Below are 24681 nucleotides of genomic sequence, written 5' to 3'. Positions count from 1 at the left end.
TTAAAGGCCGAGGCGCTTGCGGCATCCCGAGATCCCATCCTCGAATCCGGTATGTAATACACAGAGATATCTGCAAAACAAGCCCGCTCCCAATCAGCTCCGGGCGGTCTCTTTACTTTCGCGAGACGGTTCAGGGTTCAGGGCCGAGGGCTGTTTCCATCGACCAGATCCAGATCAAAACCGACCTCGAACATCCGGTTCCACGGCAGATGAACGTTGGTGAGCCGGATCTGCCCGGACGTCAGCCCGGCGAGGCGTTCACTGGCAAACGAGCGCAGCTTCTCCGCGATAACGGCTTCGATTTCAGGCTGCTTGCCGGCCAGCTCAAAATACCCCGCTCCGAACGCCGGAAGCACGTTCGCCTTCACATCCTTGCGGACGAGGGCCTGGTAGCCCCAGTCTTCTACGAGCCGGTAGAAGTAGAAGGCCCTGCTGCTCCGCTCCTGGGCTTCGCTCCGCAAGCGGCCTTCCGGCGACGCTTCAGCCCCGGTGCCGCCGGCGGATTCCCGCGCGCCCGCGTAGTACGCCTCAATGACGGCGTGCGCGATGACGGTGCCCAGCGTATTGCCGGAGGTGTTCCACCCGGCATACGCGGACAGCCCTTTAAGCTGGCCCTGGCGGGCAAGCAGCTTGAGCAGCACCGTGTCGCCGCCGTTGCAGACCGCCACGTCGGCCAGGGCTACGGTCCGTCCTTCTCCGAGATACACGCGCATCGCCTGGGCGAACTCGCGCAAATTCACCTCGGAGAAGTAGGACCGGTGCCGCTGGCTCCACGCCTGCGACGTTTCCGCCATGTCCGATTCGCCCACGGCCGGCGAATTGACCATCAGCACGGCGTCCGCCCCCTGCGAGCTGTCCGCCATAAAAGCGCCTGCACTCGTCAGGTGCGCCTTGATGCTTTCGTTCAAGCTGCGGTCTTCGTACTTCGGAATGCAGAAAGGTCCCCTCGTGGAGGAATACCGCACAAACAGCTTTGGAAGGAATCCTTTGCTTTCGCAGAAAATCCGGGCAAACAACGTACAGCCGATTTCGTCCGCCCCCGGGTATATCGCAACGCGGTCCGTCAAGTCCAGCTCTTCCGAGAGAATCGCAAGCGCCCTCTGCTCCAGCGGAGAGAAGCCGTACTGGGAATTATCGTCGAGGGGGATGATCAAATAGTCGATAATGCCTTCTTCCGCAAGCTCCAGCGCCGTCCGGTTGATAAAAGCGTTGATTTCGCGCCGTCCGGTAAAATCCTCCAGCACATCCTGCGGGATTTTGTCCAGAATGCCGGCGAAAATCCGCTCTTCTTCGTCCGTCAGCGCTTCCTGCTCCTTCTTATCCGTATACCAGCCGTACAGGAACAGCTCGCGGCCGTAATCCGCGTAATAATCCGGCTCCTCTTCGCTGCTGGAATAGGCGGGCACCCTCATAATCAGATTAAACGCATGGATCCGCAGGTCCGGTTTATTTCTTTTGAGTTCGCGCAGCACCTCAAGGCGCTTAAGCGCTTCCTCACGGGTCAAATAGTGCAGCCGGGAAGGTACGATGCCTCCGTAAACGAGCATATCCAACGACACCAGAGCATAGTCCGCCCCTTGCGCTTCCCGCAGCAGCCAGTTTCCAAGCGCCTCCGTATCTCCCGGTGTTTTCTTGCGGCCCAGAATGGACATAGGCGGAGCGGTAAGCTCTAAATCGGTCATTTCGGCCAGGCGCTGCGGATATTCCAGATTACACGGCCGCTCGTCGAGCGGTACAAATACGATTTTCGTCATCCCATTGATCTCCCCTGAACAGAAAAAGTGATAATTGCGCCAATCGTCCGGCAGGCGCCGGATTAAACGTGTATACGCACGAAGTCGACAAAACGTTTGGTAATCTGCTGAGGCCTTGTGATAGCGCCCCCGATAACGACGGTATGCGCACCGCTGCGGAAGCATTCAATCGCATCTTCCCGGGTATGAATACGCCCTTCGGCGAATACCGGAATATCGGCCTGCGCCGCCATCTCACGGACCAGCGTGAAATCCGGCCCTTCCTGCTGAGGACTGTACGGCGTATACCCGGACATCGTCGTAGACAGGATATCGAAACCGGCTTCCTGGGCATGAAGCCCTTCTTCGACGGTAGAGATATCCGCCATGAGGAGAACGCCGGCCCGCTTTTTGATTCCGGACACGATTTCCTTCAGCGTTTCTCCTTTGGGACGCGGCCGCATCGTCGCATCCAGCGCGACTATATCGGCTCCCGCCCGCCACACGGCTTCTACCTCTTCCAAGGTAGGAGTGATATATACATCGCTGCCTTCATAGTCACGTTTCCAGAGCCCGACAAGCGGCAGCTTTACTCTCGACTTAATCGCGGCGATATCGACCGGTGTATTGGCCCTTATGCCGACAGCTCCCCCGGCCTCAGCGGCCAGCGCCATCCTGACCATCATCTCGCTTCCGAACAAAGGTTCATCCGGCAACGCCTGGCAGGACACGATAATTCCTCCCTTGACTGCTTCCAATAGGCTGTGTTTATCCATAGTTGTACCTCCGTTAGTTATAACCGTCCGGCACCGCTGCCGGCATTTCAAAGAGAACCCGTCACTTTATTATATGAAGTAATTATCCGTAATTCAACATAATTTTGGAGTAAATTTTCTTTATTTTTAATTCCTCGTGATTCCTCTCCGTGCTCCCGGCTCTATACCTGTTCACTTTTATAGACACATATTTCCAACAAAAAGTTACCTATTCCGCATTTTTTTGACTTTTCGCCTGGCTGAGAAGCGGCTTTATGCAGAGTTCCATCCGGAAGTATCCCGGTCATAAAAAAAGCCCTGTGCTTACGCACAAGGCTTAAAATGACGTTATTGCCCTTTCATCCATCCGAAAGGCTCGGATCCCGGAAGCTCGGCCGGACTCGGCTGAAGTCCGTCCTGGGCCAGGAACCAGTCCCGCAGCATAGCGAGAAGCTGGGCGCTGTTCACCGGCTTGGTGATATAATCCGAAGCTCCCGCTTCCAAGCACTGTTCGCGGTCCCCTTTCATCGCTTTCGCCGTAAGCGCAATGATCGGCAGGTCTTGGAACTGGGGTCTGCGGCGGATTTCCCGCATCGTTTCGTATCCGTCCATAACCGGCATCATAATATCCATCAGAACGATATTGATATCCGGCATTTGTTCAAGAATCTCGATGGCGTCATGGCCGTTCTCGGCGGATATAACCTTCATGTTCTGGCGTTCCAGGATGGTCGTCAGAGCGAAAATATTACGAATATCGTCGTCGACGATCAGCACCTTTTTCGAATCGATCATCTCGTTGGACTGGTGCTTTTTAATCAGAATATCTCTCTGGCTGTCATTGAGGTTTTCCAGCTTGCGGTGAAGGAACAGCATCGTTTCGTCCACAATCTGAATCGGAGATTTCACTTCCTTGATGACCGCGATGGAACGCAGCTCCTCCAGGTCGTCCTCTTCCTCTTTGGTCAGTTTCTCGGTCCGGTTGATCAGAACCGGCTTGTATTTGTTTTTGGCGTTCTTCTGCATCTCTCTCACGAACTGGGCCGGGCCCATGTCCGGCAGGTCCGTATCGACGAGTACACAGTCGAAATCCTTGGATTTCAATTGGTTCAGCGCCTTGCGGCCGGTATCGGTCGCGCTGACCTTAATGTCGCTGTTCTTCACGAGATCCACCGTCTGTCTGCGGCGCTCCGAATCGGACATGCCGACCAGAAGCTGCTGGAACGGCTTAGTGCCGAAAGCATTCAGCTTGTCGATCGCGTTCTCCAGATCTTCGTTCTTGATCGGCTTGCAGAGGAAATCGAACACGCCCTTCTGCAGAAGCTCGGTCGCATCGTCTTCGATCGTCATCACCGTTACGGGGATATGACGCAGCTCGATGTCGTCCTTAAGCTGATCCAGAACGGAGGACCCGTTCATGTCCTCCAGACGCAGGTCAAGCGTAATCGCAACCGGATTATACCTCTTGGCGAGGGCAACCGCCTTGTTGCCTTTCGGCGTAATAATCGCCTTCAAGCCTTTCCTGTGAAGCATATCCAGCAGAATCTCATTGAATTTCATATCGTCTTCCACGATCAGGAATACACGGTCGCCCGCTTCAATGTTCGCCCGATCATCTACGAGCTGTGTCGTATCGAACCGGTCGTATTCGTGCTTTTTAGGCTGCGCAGCCGGTACATCGATCACTTCCGGCACATAAGCGGCGGCCGCTTCCAGCATAGCCGGATCGAGGTCGACCGGCAGGAAGAGCGTGAAGGTGCTGCCGACGTTGACTACGCTGAACAGCGTAATCTCCCCGCCGAGCATGCCCGCGATTTCGCGGGAAATGGCAAGGCCCAGGCCCGTTCCGCCGTATTCGCGGTTCGTGCTGCCGTCCGCCTGCTGGAACGCTTCGAAAATAATCTGCTGCTTGTCCTCGGAGATGCCGATCCCCGTGTCTCCGACGGAGAAGGCCAGCACCATACGGGCACGGTTCAGCGATTCGTTGTCCTGGCTCCAGCCGCTGCTCGCCCGGCGCATGAGGAGAACGACTTCGCCTTTCTCGGTGAACTTGAAGGCGTTGGAGAGCAGGTTTTTCAAGATCTGCTGAAGACGCTTGGAATCGGAAATAATGAATTCCGGCAGCGCTTTTTCCGCCTTGATTTTGAAATCAATCTTCTTATCTTGAGCAATATGGCGGAAAGTCCGCTCCATATTATCGGTAATTTCGGTAAGCTTCATTTCGGTGAAGTCCGGTGTAATCGTACCGGATTCGATTTTGCTCAAATCGAGAATGTCATTAATCAAGTTGAGCAGGTCAAGACCCGAATCATGGATGGTACGCGCGAATTTCACCTGATCGTCGGTCAGGTTATGGTCCGGATTCTCGGAAAGCTGCTCGGCCAGCAGAAGCAGGCTGTTCAGCGGTGTCCGCAGCTCGTGAGACATATTCGCCAGGAACTCCGATTTGTACCGGGACGTCAGCGCAAGCTGCTCCGCTTTCTCTTCGAGGAAGCGCTTCGCCTGCTCGACTTCGTTGTTCTTGCTTTCGACTTCCGCTTTCTGAATGACAAGCAGCTTCGCTTTGTCTTCCAGCTCGTCGTTGGTGTTCTGCAGCTCTTCCTGCTGCTTCTTGAGCTCTTCCGCGAGAGACTGCGACTGCGACAACAGCTCTTCGGTTCTCATATTTGCCTGCATCGTGTTCAGCACGATTCCGATACTCTCGGTCAACTGGTCGAGGAACGCGATGTCGATTTCGGTAAATCGGCGGAAGGACGCCAGCTCCATCACGGCCAGCACCTGATCCTCGAACATGATCGGCAGCAGCACGATGTTAAGCGGCGCGGCTTCGCCGAGTCCCGAGCCGATCATCACGTAATCTTCCGGCACGTTCGTCAGCAGAATCCGCTGCTTCTCGATGAGGCACTGGCCGACAAGGCCCTCGCCAATACGGAACTCGTTCGACAAGTGCTTGCGCTGCTGGTAAGCATAGCTGGAGAACATGCGCAGCACCTGCTCCTCGCCGTTCGCTTCGTTCATGTAGAACACGCCGTGCTGCATGGAAACAAGCGGAGCCAGCTCCGACATAATCATGCGGCACACTTCGTACAGGTCGCGCTGACCCTGGAGGAGACGGCTGAACCGGGCCAGGTTGGTCTTGAGCCAATCCTGCTCGGTATTGATCCGCGTCGTTTCCTTGAGGTTGCGGATCATCTCGTTGATGTTATCTTTGAGTGTTCCGACTTCGCCCGCCGCGATGACATCGATAGTCCGCGACAAGTCGCCCTTCGTCACCGCTGTCGCGACGTTTGTAATCTGGCGCACCTGAGTCGTCAGCGTGGACGCCATGTAATTTACGTTATCGGTTAAGTCACGCCACGTTCCGGCGGCCCCCGGCACATGCGCCTGGCCGCCCAGCTTTCCTTCGGCCCCTACTTCGCGGGCCACGGTCGTAACCTGGTCGGCAAACGTATCGAGCGTGTCGATCATGTTATTGATCGTTTCGCTCAGATCGTAGATCTCGCCCGCCGCATCCACCATCAGCTTCTGCTTCAAGTTACCGTTGGCGACGGCCGTCACGACTTTCGCGATGCCCCGCACCTGGTTGGTCAGGTTCGTCGCCATAATGTTAACGTTGTCGGTCAAATCTTTCCAGATTCCGCCGACCCCGTTCACATGCGCCTGGCCGCCCAGCTTGCCGTCCGTTCCTACCTCGCGGGCTACCCGAGTAACCTCCGAGGCGAACGAACTGAGCTGATCCACCATCGTGTTGATCGTTTCCTTGAGCTCCAGAAGCTCGCCTTTAACGTCGATCGTAATCTTCTTCGACAAATCGCCGTTGGCGACGGCGGTCGTAACGGCCGCGATGTTCCGCACCTGGCTGGTCAAGTTGCCGGTCATGTAGTTCACCGTGTCGGTAAGATCCTTCCACGTACCGGAAACTCCTTTTACATCCGCCTGGCCGCCGAGCTTCCCTTCCGTTCCGACCTCGCGCGCCACGCGCGTCACTTCGGAAGCGAAGTTGCTGAGCTGATCCACCATCGTATTGATCGTGCTCTTGAGCTGCAGCATCTCACCTTTAACGTCAACGGTAATCTTGAGGGACAGATCACCCTTCGCAACCGCCGTCGTCACGTCGGCGATATTCCGTACCTGATCGGTCAAGTTGCTCGCCATGTCGTTTACGCTTTCCGTGAGGTCCTTCCACGTTCCGGCAACGCCTTTAACCTGGGCTTGTCCGCCAAGGCGTCCGTCCGTTCCTACTTCACGCGCCACGCGGGTAACCTCGGACGCGAACGTGCTGAGCTGATCCACCATCGTGTTGATCGTGTTTTTCAGCTCCAGAATCTCGCCTTGTACGTCTTCCGTGATTTTCTTGGACAGATCGCCGTTCGCGACGGCCGTCGTGACGACCGCGATGTTCCGCACCTGGTTCGTCAAGTTGCTCGCCATGTCGTTTACGCTCTCCGTAAGATCCTTCCAGGTGCCCGATACGCCCTTCACGTTGGCTTGGCCGCCCAGTTTGCCTTCCGTTCCTACTTCACGCGCCACACGGGTAACCTCGGACGCGAACGTGCTGAGCTGATCCACCATCGTGTTGATCGTGTTCTTCAGCTCCAGAATCTCGCCGGTCGCGTTAACCGTGATCTGTTTGGACAAGTCGCCCTTCGCGACGGCTGTCGTGACTTCGGCAATATTGCGCACCTGGTCGGTCAGCGTACTCGCCATGTAGTTTACGCTGTCGGTCAAGTCCTTCCAGGTGCCGGATACGCCTTTAACGTCGGCCCGGCCGCCCAGCTTGCCGTCGTTACTTACTTCGCGGGCTACCCGGGTAACCTCGGACGCGAACGTGCTGAGCTGATCCACCATCGTGTTGATCGTGCTTTTCAGCTGCAAAATCTCACCCTTGGCGTCTACGGCGATTTTCTTCGACAGGTCGCCGGTTGCAACCGCCGTCGTAACCTCGGCGATATTCCGCACCTGATTCGTCAGGTTGGTCGCCATGTAATTCACGCTTTCCGTCAGATCGCGCCATGTGCCCGATACGCCTTTAACGTCGGCCTGACCGCCCAGCATCCCTTCCGTTCCCACCTCGCGCGCCACACGCGTAACCTCGGAACCGAACGTGCTGAGCTGATCCACCATCGTATTGATCGTGTTCTTCAGCTCCAGAATTTCGCCCTGCGCTTCTTCCGTAATCTTCTTGGACAGATCGCCATTCGCGACGGCCGTCGTGACGACCGCGATGTTGCGCACCTGGTTCGTCAGGTTGCTCGCCATGTCGTTCACGCTCTCCGTCAAATCGTACCACGTACCGGATACGCCCTTAACGTCGGCCTGCCCGCCCAACTTTCCTTCCGTTCCTACTTCCCGCGCCACACGAGTAACCTCGGAAGCAAACGTGCTGAGCTGGTCCACCATCGTGTTAATCGTATTTTTGAGCTCCAGAAACTCGCCCTTCGCGTTAACGGTAATCTTGCGGGACAAATCTCCTTTCGCGACAGCCGTCGTCACATCCGCGATATTCCGCACCTGATCCGTCAGGTTGCTCGCCATGTTATTGACGCTCTCCGTCAAATCGCGCCACGTACCGGATACATCCGTCACTTCGGCTTGTCCGCCCAAAATGCCTTCCGTTCCCACTTCACGCGCCACGCGGGTAACCTCGGCCGCAAACGTGCCCAACTGGTTGACCATGCGGTTGATATTGTTGGCGGTGCGCAAAAATTCGCCCGTAAGAGCGCGCCCTTCAAACTCAAGTTCCACTTTCTGCGAAAGATCGCCCTGCGCCACGGCGTTGATAACCCGTACCATCTCGCTTGTAGGCTGGATCAGATCACTGATCAGATTGTTCAGGGAATCGTTGAACGCGTTCCAGCTTCCGCCCGTGCTCCGGCACATAAAGCGGCGGTTCGTATTGCCCTCCTTGCCGACAACCCGCTCGACCGTCTGCACTTCCTGCACCACGTTCTCCTGCATATCGAGAATATCGTTCAGCGTATCGGCGATTTTGCCCGGCATTCCGTTCAGGTCATAGGGCATCCGCACGGAAAAGTCACCCTTCTTAAACGCCAGCAACACCTGAAGCAACTGTTTTTCGTCCAAAACATCTAGGGAATCGTTGGATCTCTGGTCTTGTTCCGACATACGGCTTTTCCTCCGAATTTGTATATAAATAGAAAAAGAATCGAAAATTTTGAATTATGTCAACTTCAATAGTAGTGTTTCTAAAAATCGATTACAATAGCAAGTAGAGGAAATTGGTAACTTCTTCGCATGCGGGCGCCCTTTTAATGAAAGCCTGCCCCGCTTCGTTACCGCTTACATACCGTCGGTTTATCCCCCTTTTCCGCTCAAATGACAGGTTTGTTCCCTTTGGTCCTTACACGTCCTTTGTAGATACGTCCTCATGTGAAGATAGTTTCTGTTTGTAAAAAAATTGTCACATCAACAATTCCCGGTAAAAATCCGGCTTCGAAACATTTTTCGACATTATGGCACGCTGATGCGCTTTTATACCCGCTTCCGTTAAACTTGAAACAGGGTTTTCGATTTTTTTTCGAAAAAACTTTGTCGGGTTTTAAAGAAATCGCGCGTGGTCTGGTAAAAAGGCGGAGATCCGGGGGAGCGCCGGTGAATTTGAAAACATGTTCGTGCATGAGGCATGAATAAAGGCGGCTTCCGTATGTTACAAAATTGGGGGCGCCACGGGGATTGCCGGTTTTTTCATTTACAGGGCAGCACGCTTCTCCTATAATAAAGAAGTAAAATTTCTTTTATGATCATTAATTAAGGAAAATTAATTCTTCCAAAATAACGAAGCGGGGGAAAAGGTTCATGTCTTCTTACGCAGCGATCGGCATCGACATTGGGGGCACCCATATTAAAAGCGGACTCATCCTTCCGGACGGGAAAGTGCTCGCCTCCCACAAAACCGAGACGGAAGCGTCCGCCGGTAAAACCGGTCTCATGGCTAAGCTCGAAGCACTTCTGCAAACGTATTCAGAAGAGGCCGCCACCGCAGGCGTGAAGCTCGCCGGAACGGGAATCGGCAGCGCCGGCTACATCAACCGCGAAGGTACCGTAGCTTTCGCGACCGATAATTTGCCCGGCTGGAGCGGAACGACGCTGCGCGCGGACATTGAGAAGCTCTCCGGCCTGCCCGCCGCCGTCGATAACGACGTCAACGTCATCGCCCTCGGCGAGCAGTGGCTTGGCGCGGGAAGCGGCTGGGACACGTTCCTGTGCGTAGCGCTGGGCACCGGGGTGGGCGGCTGCTACATCCGCGAGGGCAGCCCGCTGCACGGACGGGACGGCTTCGCGGGAGCCTACGGCCACATGGTCGTGGCCTTCGGCGGCGAGCCCTGCACATGCGGCCACCGCGGCTGCTGGGAGCAGTACGCGTCCGTGACCGCGCTGAAGCGCCTTATACGCGAACGGGGCGGGCAGACGCTGGAAGAAGCGTCTCCCCCGGAGCTGTTCGCGCGCGCCCGCGCCGGGGACGAGACCGCGATGGGCATCGTGCGGCTGTACGCCGAGTACGTCGCCACAGGGCTCAGCGGTCTCATCCACGTGTTCAACCCGCCCGCCATCGTCGTGGGCGGGGCCGTCACCGAACAGGGGGACTTCCTGTTCGATCTGATCCGCCGGCATGTCCTGGACATGACCATGCCGGCCTACACGGCGGCGCTTGTCCCGATCGTGCCGGCCAAGCTCGGCGGCACGGCAGGCATGTTCGGCGCCGCGAAGCTGCTGTTCGACCGCCTGAAGGCCGAACAGCCCTAAAGCAAAAGCCCTTCGCACATGCGAAGGGCTTTTGCTTATGTGCGCCTGCGGCGCAGGCACGCGTGCGTGTTGGCGCCGGCCGTCATGCCGCGGGCCGGGGCCGGCGGCGACACGCATGCCGGAGGCCGCCGGAATGCACGGGCAGCGCTGCGAGGCTCATGCGGGCTCCTCCCGCCTGCTTGCGCGGGGTCGCGGCGGCGCAGCCGTTCTATCGGCGCGGGGCATGCACGGCAGGACCGTGCGGCCGGAACGGTCCCCGCGGCTCATCCACAGCGTTCAAATTATCGCCGGCCGCATGATGGATGCGGCTTCCTGTCACATCCGCATCCGCGGACTACCTCACGGCCGATTGCCGCCTGCTCCGATAGCTCCGGTACGTCCATATGCATACGCCCAGCCAGAAACCGCTGGCCAGATAACCGCCCAGCACGTCGCTGGGATAATGCACACCGAGGTAGATTCGGGCGAGTCCCATCGCCACAATCATTGCGGTGGCCAGCGTGACGAGAACGGCTCTTCCCGCCGCACTGGAAATATGCTTCCACAACAAGTAGACCAGAACTCCGTACAAACCGACCACGGCCATGGAATGTCCGCTGGGGAAGCTAAATCCGGTTTCTTCCATAATAATGTGGATAGCCGGACGTTCCCGCTGGAAGATCTTTTTAAGAATCGTATTCAAAATAGCGGAGCCGCCGATAGCGGCAATAAGCAGGATGACTTCCGACCGGTGCTTCAGCACGAAATATAAATACAGAGCGGCGGCGATCGTTAAAAACGGAACGACGGCGGAGGAACCGATTTCGGACAGCAGACCGGCAGCCGCGGTTAAGCCAGGGCTTTCCGCCCCCTGCACGAACGAAATGATCGTCTCGTCGAACCAGGCAATCTGCCGTCGGCTGACAAGCAGCGCCACCGTACCGAAGCATACGGCCAGTAAGAGACAAACGAGAAAAGAACGGGTCAGCAAAACGTTTAATTTCGTATTCTTCATTGCGATAAAAAGTCTTCCTTTCTTCACGAATTCCTGGTCCTGAACAAAGAGATCGGGAACAGCCTTGATCATACCATATTTTAATAAATTGTTAAAAATTTGCCCATGTCAAGCAAAAAGGAGCTTTCCATTAATCCCATAAGGATCATTGGAAAGCTCCTGTTATTCAATACCTCGGCGGATGCCTGATAAGCTCCGGCTCCGGTCAGCGGCTTTTGATAAGAAGCTCGACAGCTTCCTGAACAAGTTTGCCGGTATCCTTGCCCTTCTCTTCCTCCTGCCGGATGCAGTGCTCGAGATTGGTGGCCACGATATAAGCCATCGCCTTATCGGCCGCGCTTCGGACAGCGGAAAGCTGAGCGACGACGTCTTTGCAGTCTTTTTCTTCTTCCATCATTTTGAGGATGCCGCGTACCTGGCCTTCCACCCGCTTTAGCCGACGGACTATGCTCTCGTCGTAGTTCATCGCGATCTTCCTTTCCGTATGCTGCTGATTGCTTCTAAAGTTAAGGACAGCCTGCCCCGCAGGTCTTCTCGCGACAAGTTCCCAAAACGCGAAGTTCGGGACGAAGATGCATGGCGTAGAGTCCCTTGAACCCGCGCCTCTTCAGAAAACGAGCCGCTTTCTTGATGTGACGGTTGGAATCCCCGACCAGCAGAACACGGTCTTCCGGAGAGAATTCGTCCTTCCACAAGTAAGGGAGGCGGCCGATAGACATATTAATGGAAGGAAAGCCAGCCGCCTCTTCATAATCCGAGGCGTCTCGCACGTCCAGCACCTTAATCCGTTCTTCTTCTCTGGAAGCCACAAGCTCTCTCGCCTTCTCTTGGCTGAGATACGACAGGCCCCTAACCGGAAGCCAGCTCAGCACAAGCACCAAGATCATCATTCCCGCAATGATCTCCCACATAATCATTCGACAATTCCTCCCTATTCACGCTGTTGACAGCTATAAATCGGTTGCCTGTCTATCCGCCGTCTCCTCGGCTCACGTTCTAACGTCCGAATGAAATACGGTCCGTCCAGTTATTCATACCGCCTGTCATATTAACGACGTCGAAGTTTTGCTCCGTCAGCAGTTCGCAAGCCAGCCCGCTCCGGTTGCCGCTGCGGCACACAACCGTAATTTCCCGATCCCGGTCGAGTTCGCCGAGTCTCTGCATCAATTGTCCCAACGGGATATGAACGGCTTGCTCGATATGCCCTTCCGCCCATTCCTCATCTTCCCGGACATCCAGGATATATAGATCCTCTCCGTCGTGAATGCGCCGCGCCAGATCCTGCGGGGTACAGCTCTTAGGTATTTGAAAGGCCATTCTAGTTCTCCTATATCGTGTGGTCTTTATCATCCTGAATAATATACCCATATGGGTATACTTCCATGATAGATTTTAAAACCCTAACTGTCAATATAAAAATTACAGACTAGTCCGCGTCAAAAACTGTGGACAACCTTAGCTGTGGATATGTTTATAAAAATTTTAAACTTATGCACAGCCTGCGATTTTCAACTGTTGATTTGTGTATAACTCTGTGTATATGTTACTCCCCGCTTAACGGCGGGTTTTCTATCTTACCATCATCCTGTCCAAAATAAAAGCAAAGAACTCCGAAAACGGAGTTCTTTGCCCAAGTATTTTCTCCCCGCTGTTTAAGGGCACCATCGCTGCATCTCTTTAAACGGCAACGGTTAGCGAAGACCGCGTTCGAACAAAAACGCGATATAATCCGTCGGAGTGCCGGGATGCCCGAGCTGGCGAAGCATAGCCGATATGTTGCCGCGATGATACGTCCCGTGATTCACCACATGCTGAACCAACGCGTAGACATGGGTTTCCAGCCGGCCGAACTGAGGATGAGACGGAGCCGTTTCGGCGGCGGCTCCCTCTCCCTCGGCGAAGAAAGCCCGGTACTTCTCCTCGGCAAGAGCGAATCTCTTCCGCAATTCGTCCAGCGAGTCTCCGCGACCCTGCGCGTACAGATCCGTCACGACTTTCCTGGCTTCTTCATAGCCGCCCCCTTTCATAATGACCAGCCACATTTCATCCATCATATAGATATGGTTCAAAGCGTCCGCGACGGACGGAAAAATGCTCTGAATCTGCTCGAAGGACAGTTCCTCGGGCAGTGCCTCGAGACCTGCGAACACCTTCCTATTTGCCCACACATGGTAATCGTACTGCTGCTCCGCGTAACCGCTTAATAAAGCGGCTTTTTCCCGCTCCTGTAGTTGCGAATCCGTTGACATTCCGCTTCCTCCCTGTTCCTGTGGATATGTTGGGGTCTTGCTTTTACGGCTTGCGCATAACTGTGTGCGAAGCCGGATAATCGCTTGCGGGTAACCGCCATCCTGCGATGTCATCATAAAGACGACATCCTGCGCCCGGGGAACTGCCCGCGGACCAGGCCTCTTCTTTCGCCGTAAGCTCGCTTGCCTTCTTAGGATAACCCAGGTTAACTGACAATTCCGGTCAGTGAAGCTGCAGCTGTTTATAAAATTCAAGCAGGCTCGATGTCGCCGCGATCAGCTGCTCTTTCAGCAGAGAAGGCTTAAGAAACACGAAAGCTTCACAGAAAACACGCGGTAGATAATAAGCAAAATTTTTGCGGGATTCAGACCCTTAAATTACTTTGACAAGCAACGTGCATCTGTTTATATTGTAATACGGGAAACGAGGTTTTGGTGGATAAAGACAGCAAGTTAACTTCAAACTTGATACGAAGGGCACATGAATACCGCTATTCTCAAGCTAGGAACAAGAACAACCGGGAAACAGCCAGACATATCCTGGACCTGCTTCTATAAGAAAGGCCTGTCCTTAAAGGACACAAAGCAAACCGGGGCCGTGTTACGGTCCTGCAAATCTTTTCATTGAATCGGAGGACACAAGCTTTATGGCACCAGCTAAAACCAAACATCTGGGCATCGTCATTGCGGGGCTCTTGCTCGGCATTCTGATGGCCTCCATGGACAATACGATCGTCTCGACGGCCATGGGAACGATTGTCGGGGAGCTCGGCGGACTCGACAAATTCGTGTGGGTTACTTCCGCTTATATGGTAGCGGAAATGGCCGGCATGCCGATTTTCGGCAAATTGTCGGATATGTACGGCCGCAAAAGATTTTTTGTATTCGGCATTATCGTCTTTATGATCGGCTCCATCCTGTGCGGAACGGCAACTTCGATCGTCCAACTCAGCATCTACCGCGCGATTCAAGGAATCGGCGGCGGAGCCCTCGTTCCTATCGCGTTCACGATCATGTTCGATGCGGTTCCCGTGGAGCAGCGCGGCAAACTCGGAGGTCTGTTCGGTGCCGTGTTCGGCATGTCCAGCATTTTCGGGCCGCTCCTGGGCGCTTATATCACGGACTACATCCACTGGGAATGGATTTTCTACATCAACCTTCCACTTGGATTAATCGCCCTGGTCTTTATCGCAGCCTTCTACAAAGAATCGCACGAGCATTCTAAGCAAAAAATCGACTGGCTGGGCGCAATCACCCTGGTCGGGGCCATTATCTGCCTGATGTTCGCTATGGAGCTCGGAGGCAAAGAATACGCATGGGATTCCGCGATTATTCTGGGATTGTTCGCCGGTTTCGCGGTTCTTGCCGTTCTGTTTCTGTTCATCGAAACACGGGTGGCCGAGCCGATTATTTCGTTCGGCATGTTCAAGAACCGGCTCTACGCCACGAGCAATGCGACCGCGATTTTCAGCGGAGCCGCTTTTATTACGGCGTCCGTCTATATCCCGATCTTCATCCAGGGCGTACTCGGCGGCTCGGCCACGAATTCCGGCATGGTTCTGCTGCCGATGATGCTGGGCTCCGTCGTGACGGCCACGGGAGGCGGTTTCCTCATGAATAAGGTGAGCTACCGCACCATCATGATTCCGACTACCGCCATTCTCGTGGCGGGAACTCTCCTGCTCACCACGCTGAACGCGGATTCTCCGCGGTGGCTGGTCACGATCTACATGGTGATCGTCGGCCTCGGAATCGGAGCTTCCTTCTCCGTGCTGAGCAATGCCGCGATTCATCTGTTCGATGCGCGCCAGCGCGGCTCCGCGAGCAGCACGCTGAACTTCCTCCGCTCGCTCGGCATGACGCTGGGCATTACGATCTTCGGCATCATCCAGAGCCACGCGTTCACCCGTAAGCTCACGGAATCGTTCGCCGGACAGGCCCAGGCGCCTCAGGGGCTGGATACGAGCGATGCGCGCAGTCTGCTCGATCCGGCCAAACGGGCGCTTATCCCCGCTCCGGTGCTCGATAAGATCACGCAGGCGCTGTCCTCCTCCATCGTCCATACGTTCGCATGGACGGTGCTGCCCGCGGCGCTGGCCCTCGTATGCGCCATTGCGATGAGCCGGGAGAAGCTGGACCCGAACCAGCAGCACGGGCCCGCTTCTCATTAGGAAGGTCCGCTCCCGCTAATGTTTAGGCAGGCGTCAGCGACAACCGGCTCCTCTCGGTGCTAAACAGCGATAGTGGCGGGGGCCCAGCTTCCGCGATACTGCGCCGAAGAAAGCAGCTGCCGCACCACGCCAAAAAAGGCCTCCAGTTCCACCCCTGCGGGTGTGACTGGAGGCCTTTTGGCATCTTCCTCCCGGAACTCGGGAGGAAGGCGGGCGGCCCCGTAAGGCCGTTAATCGCTGCAAACTTACTTAATCCCTGCGCTGACTTCTTTAACCATCTCGGCTACGGATACAAGTCCGCCGCCGGACAGGTACCAGTAGTCCGGGTTCAGGTAAATGATGTTGCCTTCTTTGAACGCTTTGGTCGTTTTCACCAGTTCGTTCTCGATGACTTTCTTGGCTCCCGCGCTTTCCGTACCGATTGCGGAGTCACGGTCGATAACGAACAGGTAATCCGGGTTTTTCTCCACGATAAATTCGTTGGAAATGCTTTGACCGTGCGTGGATACTTCGATCGTTTTGTCTACGGCCGGAACGCCGAATACGTCGTGAATGATGCCGAAACGGGAACCTGGACCGTAAGCGCTGATTTTACCGCCGTTCACGAGAGTGATCAGACCGTTTTTGCTGCCCGCGCCCACTTTATCTTTGATGCCTTTGATCGCTTCGTCGACTTTGGCAAGCTCTTGATCCACTTGAGCTTCTTTACCGAAAATTTGGCCGAGCTGTTTCGCGTTTTCTTTAAAGGAATCCATGTATCTCTTCGCGTCTACGCCCATGAAAATAGTCGGGGCAATGCTGCTCAATTCTTTGTAAGCGTCCTGCTGTCTGCCGGAAATAATAATCAGATCCGGTTTCAGCTTGTTGATCACTTCGAAAGACGGTTCTTTCAGACCGCCGACGTTCGTGTACTTGGCTTCTTTGTATTTCTTGAGGTAGCTCGGCAGGCCGTCATACGGTACGCCGGCTACTTCTACGCCCAGTTTATCCAGGGAATCCAGGACGCCCATATCGAATACGACTACTTTGGAAGGGTTCGTTTTCACTTTTGTTTCGCCTAGTTGGTGCTTAATGGTCAGTTCCTTGGAAGCCGCGGCCGTTGGAGCCGTTCCTTCTTTAGAAGACGTGGTAGCCGCCTCTTTATTGCCGCACGCGGCTGCCATAACGGCCAGTACGAGGGTCATGAGAAGCAGGGAAAGTTTCTTACTCATTGCAATCACTCCTATAGGTTTAATTGGATTTTTAGTTAGCGGGCATGACACCGTCCGGCGTCATCCGTCTAATTGGTTACCATTTGTAAATAAAGCGGTTGGCGGGAATTTGCTCCCTAAGTGAAGTACGTGCAAATCCGGTTGCCGTTTAGGTTGTGAATCTCGATGTCCATATCGTAAATCTCCTTCAAAACGGCGGAGTCGATGATTTCGTCCGTTGTGCCCTCTTTCACGACACGTCCGTTCTTCAAAGCGACGATATAGTCCGAGTGGCACGACGCGAAATTAATATCGTGAATGACGATGACGATCGTCTTGCCCAGCTCGTTCACCAGCCTGCGAAGCACTTTCATGATCTGGACGGAATGCTTCATGTCCAGGTTATTGAGCGGCTCATCCAGCAGGATGTATTCGGTATCCTGGGCAAGCACCATGGCGAGATAGGCTCTCTGCCGCTGGCCGCCGCTCAGCTCGTCCAGATATTTGTCCTGGATATCTCCCAGATCCATGTACTGAATGGCCTCGTCGATATACTTCTTATCCTCTGCTGTGAGCCGGCCCTGCGAGTATGGGAACCGTCCGAAGCCGACCAGATCACGGATCGTCAGACGGATGTTGATGTGATTGGACTGCTTGAGAATGGAGATCTTCTTGGCAAGATCATTGCTCTTCCACTGGCCGATCTCCTTGCCCTCAATGAGTACTTCCCCCTGATCTTTGTCGATCAAGCGGCTCACCATGGACAGCAGCGTACTTTTGCCGGCGCCGTTGGGACCGATGAAGGAAGTGATTTTGCCTTTGCCGATCTGGACCGACACGTTCTCGACCACATGTTTGCTGCCGTATAGTTTGGATACGCCCTTGACTTCTACCACGATTTTTTCTCCTTTAATAGAAGATAGATAAAGTAGACACCACCGATGAAGTTAATGATCACGCTCAAAGTTGTCGAGAAGGTGAATACCCGCTCTACAATCAGCTGGCCTCCTACTAAAGCGATAATGGAGATAAGAATGGAGCCGGTGATGAGCACCTTGTGCCGGAACGTCTTGAGAAATTCGTGCGACACGTTCGCGACAAGCAGGCCCAGGAACGTAATCGGACCGACCAGAGCGGTAGCGATCGAGATCAGGATGGCGACGACGACGAGCAGCCTTTTGACCACATAATCGTAATCGATGCCGAGGTTGACGGCGTGCTCTCTGCCCAGCGCCAGGACGTCCAGATATTTCGTGAATCTTGCAAAATAAACACCCACCAGAGCAAGCATCACGACCGAAATCACAAGCAGGTCCGTGTTGACGTTGTTGAAGCTGGCGAACATTTTGTCCTGCACGATCAGAAATTCGTTGGGATCGATCAGCACTTCCATAAAAGAAGAGATGCTCTGGAAAAACGTCCCGAAGATCAGTCCTACCAGCAGGAGGAAGTACAAGTTCTGCCCCTGTTTCTTGAATAGCAGCTTATATAACACGCCGGTGAAGGCTACCATCAAGCCGACGGAGATAAGAAAATTCACATTCTTATTCATCAGGAAGCTCGCAGAGCCGACCATGAACACAATCGCGGTCTGAAACAGCATGTAGAGCGAATCGAGACCGATAATGCTCGGCGTCAGAATCCGGTTGTTCGTGATGGTCTGGAACACCATCGTCGAGAAGGCGATCGCGCCGCCCGTTATGACAATCGCCAGGATCTTCTTGCCCCTGCGGGGAAGCACGTAATCCCAGTTGCCGGAGGCGTCAATCAGGAGAAAGACCGCGATAAGCACAAGAGCGAGTACGGCAAGGATGCTGATTTTAACTTTTGCTTGTGAATTCATAAGGCCTTTCTCCTTGCCAGCAGCATGTAAAGGAAGATGCCGCTTCCGATTACCCCGACCGTAAGCCCGATCGAAATCTCATACGGGAAAATAATAATCCGTCCCAGAATGTCGCAGAAAAGGACGAACACGGCTCCGAGCAGGGCGGTGTGGGGCAGCGCCCGCTTCAGATTGTCTCCCATATAGAGCGTGACGATGTTCGGGATAATCAGCCCGAGGAACGGTAGAGTACCGACCGTCAGAATGACCACGGAGGATACCAGAGCCACGATAACGAGCCCGATGTTGACCACCTGCTTGTATTTCAGCCCCAGGTTAGTGGAGAACTCCTCCCCCATGCCGGCAATGGTAAAACGGTTGGCGTACAGATACGCGATCACGAGCACCGGGATCGAAATATACATGATCTCGTACCGGCCCTTCATCACCATCGAGAAATCTCCCTGCAGCCACGAGGACATGTTCTGAATGAGATTGTTTTTGTAAGCGAAAAAAGTGGTGATAGAGCTTACGATGTTTCCGAACATCAGACCCACCAGCGGGATGAAAATCGTATCCTTGTATTTCACGCGGTCGAGAATCTTCATAAAGATGAACGTTCCCAGCAAGGCGAATACGAAGGCTACCAGCATCTTCTCCAGCGGACCGGCCGAAGTGAACAGCATCATCGAGACCAGAATACCGAACCTTGCGGAATCCATCGTACCGGCCGTAGTCGGCGACACGAACTTATTGCGGCTCAGCTGCTGCATGATCAGACCGATGACACTCATGCTCATGCCTGCGATCAGGATGCTGATCAACCGGGGGAGTCTGCTGACAAGCAGGATATGGACTTTATCGTCGCTAAGGTTGAACAGATCCAACGGGCTGATATCTTTAACCCCGATAAAGATCGATGCGACGGATAAAACGATAAGCGCGATCACCAGATATCTCTTTTTCATAAGCTGTCCTTTGGGCGGGTAATTTGGTTATGTAGCTTTGTAGTAAGAATGTTTCTCATTAATAATGAGATTCATTATCATTTGGGTTCGTAGAGTATTATAACATCTCCCCCTGTGGTGTCAACCGGATGATGTGATATTTCTAGTAGTAGGACAATAAAAAGAAACTATTCCGCAATTAATTACCAAAGACACGTTGATAAATGTAGATGCCGTCCATTAATCCTTGCTTGTACATAAGCTCAATTGCGAGCGCGGTTTGAATATGCCCCTCTTCTTCGTATTTCAATAGCAACTCTCTTTGTTCGTCCGAGGCTTGCTCAAGAACTTCATTAAATTTTGCCTTAAGTAGCTCAGATAAAAGTTGATAATCCTTATGTCCCATAAGAACATTTTGCCCTAATTCATCCGTTCTTTTCTCAATAAATGATTTCAAATAGCCGTTTAAGTTTTCGAGCATAGTTCCCACTCCTTTTAGAAGTCAAAGTGATGTCACTTAATCCCAATTCTATAGTGACATCATAACGATGTCAAGGTGATCGTATATCGTTTCAATTCACCTTGCTATAATAATGACATCACCTTGAAGGAGGCCCGTTTTATGGCTACCAATAAAAGAGTCTTCACTCTGCGTCTAGAGGAAGAAAACTTCGAGAAAATAAAATACATCGCTGAAAGAAACAAGCGTTCCATCGCGATGCAAATAGAGTATTTAATTGAACAATACGTTGAGGAATTTGAGAAGAAGAACGGTGAGATAAGGGTTCAGGATTAACTCAACTTAATATTCTAAATTCATGATATAGTGCATCACTTTTAAAGAATGGGTTGAGCATTTTCGGGCCTGCTCAGAAAGTATCACTTCAAGCTCATGTTTTTTTATAGTATTTGCTTTCTTATAACGTGGGTCCTCTTTATCCCATAGCTCACTTTCAAACCATCCTACTAGGTATATTCCATATTTATTTTTTTCTTCTTTCAAATATCGATTTACTAATTGAGTTTCAAGCGCCTGAGAAACATTGTTGTTCCAATTTCCTTTAACCTCTATAACAACTGTTATGTTGTCGTAATTGCCTCTTTCATTCTTTAATACAGCTTCAACTTGGATATCTGTTCTTTCTCCAGGATAAGAGCCAAAACTTCTACGAATTTCAACTTCTCTATTTAAAATTACTCCCCTTCCTGTGAGATCATCTTCTAATCGTTGCTTAACATAGTCAGAGAATTCATTTTCTGTCCGTGGCTTAAATTTCTTATCCCCTAGGTCATTCCATAGTAAAAATACTTCTGGTGTGTTTCCATGAAGCTTTCTTTCAATTTTTTTAAGCGATGTACGAATAACTTCTAAAAGCTGTTCACCATTATAGATAAGCCTTCCTTCATCATTGCCGGTTAACAGTATAATATCTAATGCACTAGGCGGAACCCATAATTTTTGCCTTGCTACTTCTTGCGCTTTTGCAGCATTCCATTTTAAGGATGCAGTTTCCGGGAATACATTTAATATTCTGAGCATTTCAGTTCTTGACTGGTTTGTGCCAAAATTGATTAATTTATCTAAGATATTATCCCTGAAGTCTGCAACATCTTCTCTTGGAGTTACGTAGTGTCCCATCTCTTCATCATCAAATTTAGGATCTTCTTTATGAGGAAAATGTGTGCCTAGCTTGATATAAAGTTCAGCTAAAAATTTTTCATCCAAACGATTTGTCTTAATTTTAAAACTACCATTACCTGCAACCATTAGCATTAATTCTTTAAATAAATTTTCGTTGTCCTCAATAAATCTCCAAGCTATCTTTAATCCACCTTCATAATGTGTGCATAGCGCTGCTAAAGAAATTAATGCATTCACCCTATCCATTTCATTGGGAGATAAGATATATTTATCGATCACACTAATTACATACTCTTCGACACCTGTTACTGAGTGGTGCAATAAATATTCAGTTAAACTCTGCTTAGTCCTTAATTGCAGGTCATTTGACTTAAGCCAATCAAATAAAGTCTGGCCTAGACGTTCGTCCCAGCATTTCCCTAAAACCCTTAATATATAGAGATCTGAGTTTTCAGCCTTTTTTTTAAATAGTATAACTAGTAAATCACTTATTATTGAACTGGGTACACGCTCATAAGCCATACTGATTAAGTTAGAGCGTATGATGTCTTCTTCACCGGACGTCCACTGAGAAAGAATGACAGCAGACCAGTTGTGCCACCTTTCATTTGGCATCTCTATCAAGAAATGATAATCATAATCGTACAATAGCCTTAATGCTTTATAAGCAGTAAGTGAGGACGCATATATTGTATTTGCACCCAACCATTCTTTGCTATTTGAATGGGCACCCAAAAGGTAAATTTTTGAACAAGCAACTACATCCTCCCTGATCTCATCGCTAATTATTTGCCAACTGCTATACTTTGTTAGGTTAGGTTGGAATTCCTGAATTATACCTTCGGTATCCACTCCCACCTCTAAACAAAGTAAGTGCCACGCATCTAAATTTCCCGAATGAATTTCGTTCACCCTTTTCTCAATTCTTTCAGGTAATGAGGCAGGAGAAGTTTTACGTTTCCGATCCTCTAGTTTTTTTCCATTTCTAAGTTTTTTATAGTATTCCTTTTTAGCTAGACCTGCTTCCTTCGAATCTAACGAAATACCATTAAATAATTGGGAAAACTTTTCATCCAAAATGCTATTCTTCTGCATTGCATTATGTATCAATTGTACATGGTCGGTGTCATTCATTCTAAAATTCCTAACTATAACTTCAACCCACTTGTACTGGAGAAACAAATCTATTTCATTCAAAACTTGCTCTATTAACCACGGGAAGTCATCTTTAGTAATGAAATGAGAAAAAGCAAGCATTGCTATTCTTTCAATATTAAGTTCTGATGACCCAACTAATTCTTTTATTAAATATCTCCTTATTTCATGATCAGATTTAATTCGGTCTAGATAGTGAAAATGATCAAAACGTCTTATTCTAATCTGTAATATTCTAATGTAGATTTTTAAAATATTAATGTCGTTAAGATAATCCAATGATTTGTTCATTACATGATGAAATAAAGGCTCTACAACACTCTTTACCCTATTATTTCTGATGTAAGGAATAATCCACTCAAGGGCATAAATAAGATCAGTATCATTCAGATTATCAACAATAACATGACGTAAAAACATGCGGTAATTTCCTATGTAATTTTTTCTTTTTGGTAATGTTAGTAAGGGAAAAAGTTCCTTGCTAGATATCAAATCTGGCCATAAAGACGACAAGGCGATTCCTTTTAATTCCTCATTAGGGTCCTCACTTACATCAAGCTGAGTTAGGGGAATCAACATTAATTTTTGTTCAGCATTGCTCAGATGATAAAACGCGTCAATTGCTCTAATCCTAATATTATATTCGTTCTCTTTGTTTAAAGAAGTTTTCAACAAATCTTCCACTAAATCAATCTGTTCAGATGCTCTTGCTATATTAATTGCAACCCTTCTTACAATCGATCCTTTATTTGTGTCTGTAATATAGGGACGTAACTGTTCACTTAAGTTACTGTGCTTTATATTATAAAAATAATTTGAAAATTCATTATTTATAGAGTAAATTCTCCCAGAACCGAGGCTCTCCAAAATATTATCGACTAATGACTCTTTGTCTCTGTCATCCACGCTAGTAAGATCAATCCTTAGTAAAACTTCCGGGTCACATTCGCATATATGTTTAAAAATATCAGAGTTGAATGATGCAATCCAACTTGAAACTCCATGTAATTGTGGAACAATTTTTTTCTGCGGATCATCAGGATGCTCGATTAAATTCAAAATTTGTTGAAATGAAAGATTATTCTCTACTGTATATAAAGCGGCTAAAAATTCTGCGTATGTTTGGTGGGCCCATCCAAAACGATGTAACCCACGAGAAGTAAATAAACCTGTATTTATAACTTCTAGTATATCTTCCTCTTTCAATACAAGCTTTAGATCAAGTCCTCTATTTAAACCATACGCTATTTCGCCAAGAGTGATATCCTCCTCTGGAACATTTCCTAAATCAACATCAGCCCACACTGCAAATTTATTAGTAAATATGGTGAGAGCAGCAATTCTAGTGGAGATACTTAATCTTTCTCTAACTGATAATTTACCGTGTTTTTTATGTTTACTATTAAGTTCCTCACACAGTATAGAGCAGCCCTCTAAAAAAATATCTTTCTGAGTTAATGGCAATGAACCTCTGTATCTAGTATACGTATTTATCAAAAATTGAAGGGTAACTGGCTTTATAGCAAAAGATACAACACCTTTTTTAATAATATCTGCAATAAACTGACTGGCATTGATCCCATTAGTTAAAGCAGCCTCATAAACGTCTTTTTTCTGGAGAGGCGCAAGCTCAAAGGCTTCGTATGAATTTTTACCCCATAGCTTTATTAACTCTTCTTCCAGTGCTCTAGGCCAATTAGCAGTTCTACATGCAATACGCAATTTAATACGGGTTACATCGTATTTTTCAAATTCTTGTGACAAAAGAAAACTAATATGATCCATTCTAAGCAAACATTCATCCAAGCTATCCAAAAAAATATATATGTCTCCGCTGTTTGATCTCTTCCAATCAAGAAATAACGGACTCTCAAATAAATCTTTAATTAACCTTTCATCTGAACTATATGATCTTAGATCTAAATAAATTGGCTTATTTACATCCTTCATAGCTTCAACAAACTGTTTTAATGAATTTGTTTTACCAATTCCAGGTTCACCCAATAATGCTAAGCATTCTTTTTGCGATATTTCTTCAAAGGATACGACATGACCTAATTTCATATATGCATGTGGATCTTCCAAAAAACCTTCGGAAGTAAGTCTTATAGTACCTTCTCTCGAACACCAATAACGTTTCCATTCATACTGTGTTTTCACAAATACACCTCGCCTGATCCGTGTCTAAAAAACGGAAAATCATAGACTTCGTACTATATTTCATTAACATTCTAGAACTCATTAAATTTTCCTTTTATT

At 50.4% G+C, this 24681-nt stretch carries 17 protein-coding genes; 3 read left to right on the top strand and 14 right to left on the bottom strand.

Translation table 11 applies throughout. The annotated features are described in order from the left end of the window. Positions 1-137 precede the first annotated feature (137 nt). From KVT34_RS21885 to KVT34_RS21875, 3 genes are all read right to left on the bottom strand, one after another. Positions 138-1754 carry a DUF4127 family protein gene (locus tag KVT34_RS21885; protein ID WP_217561071.1) on the bottom strand — a complete coding sequence of 539 codons (1617 nt, stop codon included), beginning with the start codon at positions 1752-1754 and terminating at the stop codon, positions 138-140. Between the two features lie 62 nt (positions 1755-1816). Then, a complete protein-coding gene (locus KVT34_RS21880) occupies positions 1817-2509 on the bottom strand; it encodes an N-acetylmannosamine-6-phosphate 2-epimerase (RefSeq protein WP_217561069.1) in 693 nt (230 codons plus the stop codon). A 327-nt stretch (positions 2510-2836) separates the two neighbouring features. Beyond that, on the bottom strand, positions 2837-8614 hold the full coding sequence (locus KVT34_RS21875) for a hybrid sensor histidine kinase/response regulator (RefSeq protein WP_217561067.1): 5778 nt from the start codon (positions 8612-8614) through the stop codon (positions 2837-2839). Between the two features lie 690 nt (positions 8615-9304). On the opposite strand from KVT34_RS21875, the gene KVT34_RS21870 reads away from it, so the two are divergent. After that, positions 9305-10252, top strand: a complete 948-nt coding sequence (locus tag KVT34_RS21870) for an ROK family protein (protein ID WP_217561065.1) — start codon at positions 9305-9307, stop codon at positions 10250-10252. Positions 10253-10586: 334 nt separating this feature from the next. Here KVT34_RS21870 and KVT34_RS21865 read toward each other — a convergent pair whose 3' ends face one another. The 5 genes from KVT34_RS21865 to KVT34_RS21845 form a co-directional block, all read right to left on the bottom strand. Next, complete coding sequence (locus KVT34_RS21865; protein WP_254635059.1) at positions 10587-11246, bottom strand: phosphatase PAP2 family protein; 660 nt, start codon at positions 11244-11246, stop codon at positions 10587-10589. Between the two features lie 205 nt (positions 11247-11451). Beyond that, the gene (locus KVT34_RS21860; RefSeq protein WP_042234291.1) at positions 11452-11712 is read right to left on the bottom strand and encodes a metal-sensitive transcriptional regulator; all 261 of its coding nucleotides are present in this window, start codon (positions 11710-11712) and stop codon (positions 11452-11454) included. 40 nt (positions 11713-11752) lie between these two features. Continuing rightward, entirely contained in the window at positions 11753-12163 is a 411-nt protein-coding gene (locus KVT34_RS21855) for a rhodanese-like domain-containing protein (RefSeq protein WP_217561060.1), read from the bottom strand. Positions 12164-12242: 79 nt separating this feature from the next. Then, positions 12243-12563: a rhodanese-like domain-containing protein gene (locus KVT34_RS21850; RefSeq protein WP_217561058.1), complete on the bottom strand. Its 321-nt coding sequence runs from the start codon at positions 12561-12563 to the stop codon at positions 12243-12245. A 374-nt stretch (positions 12564-12937) separates the two neighbouring features. Further along, entirely contained in the window at positions 12938-13495 is a 558-nt protein-coding gene (locus KVT34_RS21845; protein WP_217561056.1) for a DinB family protein, read from the bottom strand. A 647-nt stretch (positions 13496-14142) separates the two neighbouring features. Between KVT34_RS21845 and KVT34_RS21840 the strand changes: the two genes are divergently transcribed. Then, a complete protein-coding gene (locus KVT34_RS21840; RefSeq protein ID WP_217561054.1) occupies positions 14143-15666 on the top strand; it encodes an MDR family MFS transporter in 1524 nt (507 codons plus the stop codon). A 245-nt stretch (positions 15667-15911) separates the two neighbouring features. On the opposite strand, the gene KVT34_RS21835 is transcribed toward KVT34_RS21840, so the two are convergent. The 5 genes from KVT34_RS21835 to KVT34_RS21815 all read right to left on the bottom strand — a co-directional run bounded on the left by KVT34_RS21835 (position 15912) and on the right by KVT34_RS21815 (position 20106). Next, positions 15912-16877, bottom strand: a complete 966-nt coding sequence (locus KVT34_RS21835; protein ID WP_217561052.1) for a siderophore ABC transporter substrate-binding protein — start codon at positions 16875-16877, stop codon at positions 15912-15914. 116 nt (positions 16878-16993) lie between these two features. Then, on the bottom strand, positions 16994-17752 hold the full coding sequence (locus KVT34_RS21830; protein WP_217561050.1) for an iron ABC transporter ATP-binding protein: 759 nt from the start codon (positions 17750-17752) through the stop codon (positions 16994-16996). Then, positions 17746-18699: an iron chelate uptake ABC transporter family permease subunit gene (locus KVT34_RS21825; RefSeq protein WP_217561048.1), complete on the bottom strand. Its 954-nt coding sequence runs from the start codon at positions 18697-18699 to the stop codon at positions 17746-17748. Before KVT34_RS21825 ends, KVT34_RS21830 begins: the two co-directional genes overlap by 7 nt. Continuing rightward, complete coding sequence (locus KVT34_RS21820; RefSeq protein ID WP_217561046.1) at positions 18696-19646, bottom strand: ABC transporter permease; 951 nt, start codon at positions 19644-19646, stop codon at positions 18696-18698. Before KVT34_RS21820 ends, KVT34_RS21825 begins: the two co-directional genes overlap by 4 nt. A 178-nt stretch (positions 19647-19824) precedes the next feature. After that, positions 19825-20106, bottom strand: coding sequence for a hypothetical protein (locus tag KVT34_RS21815; RefSeq protein ID WP_217561043.1), 282 nt, complete (start codon positions 20104-20106; stop codon positions 19825-19827). Positions 20107-20247: 141 nt separating this feature from the next. Here KVT34_RS21815 and KVT34_RS21810 point away from each other — a divergent pair, with 141 nt between their 5' ends. Continuing rightward, complete coding sequence (locus KVT34_RS21810) at positions 20248-20421, top strand: Arc family DNA-binding protein (RefSeq protein WP_217561041.1); 174 nt, start codon at positions 20248-20250, stop codon at positions 20419-20421. Between the two features lie 6 nt (positions 20422-20427). On the opposite strand, the gene KVT34_RS21805 is transcribed toward KVT34_RS21810, so the two are convergent. After that, entirely contained in the window at positions 20428-24582 is a 4155-nt protein-coding gene (locus tag KVT34_RS21805) for an NACHT domain-containing protein (protein ID WP_217561038.1), read from the bottom strand. Between the last annotated feature and the right edge of the window lie 99 nt (positions 24583-24681).

The organism is Paenibacillus sp. GbtcB18 (assembly GCF_019091125.1).
Lineage (GTDB): Bacteria > Bacillota > Bacilli > Paenibacillales > NBRC-103111 > Paenibacillus_F > Paenibacillus_F chitinolyticus.
This window is presented reverse-complemented; position numbering and strand designations above follow the sequence as displayed.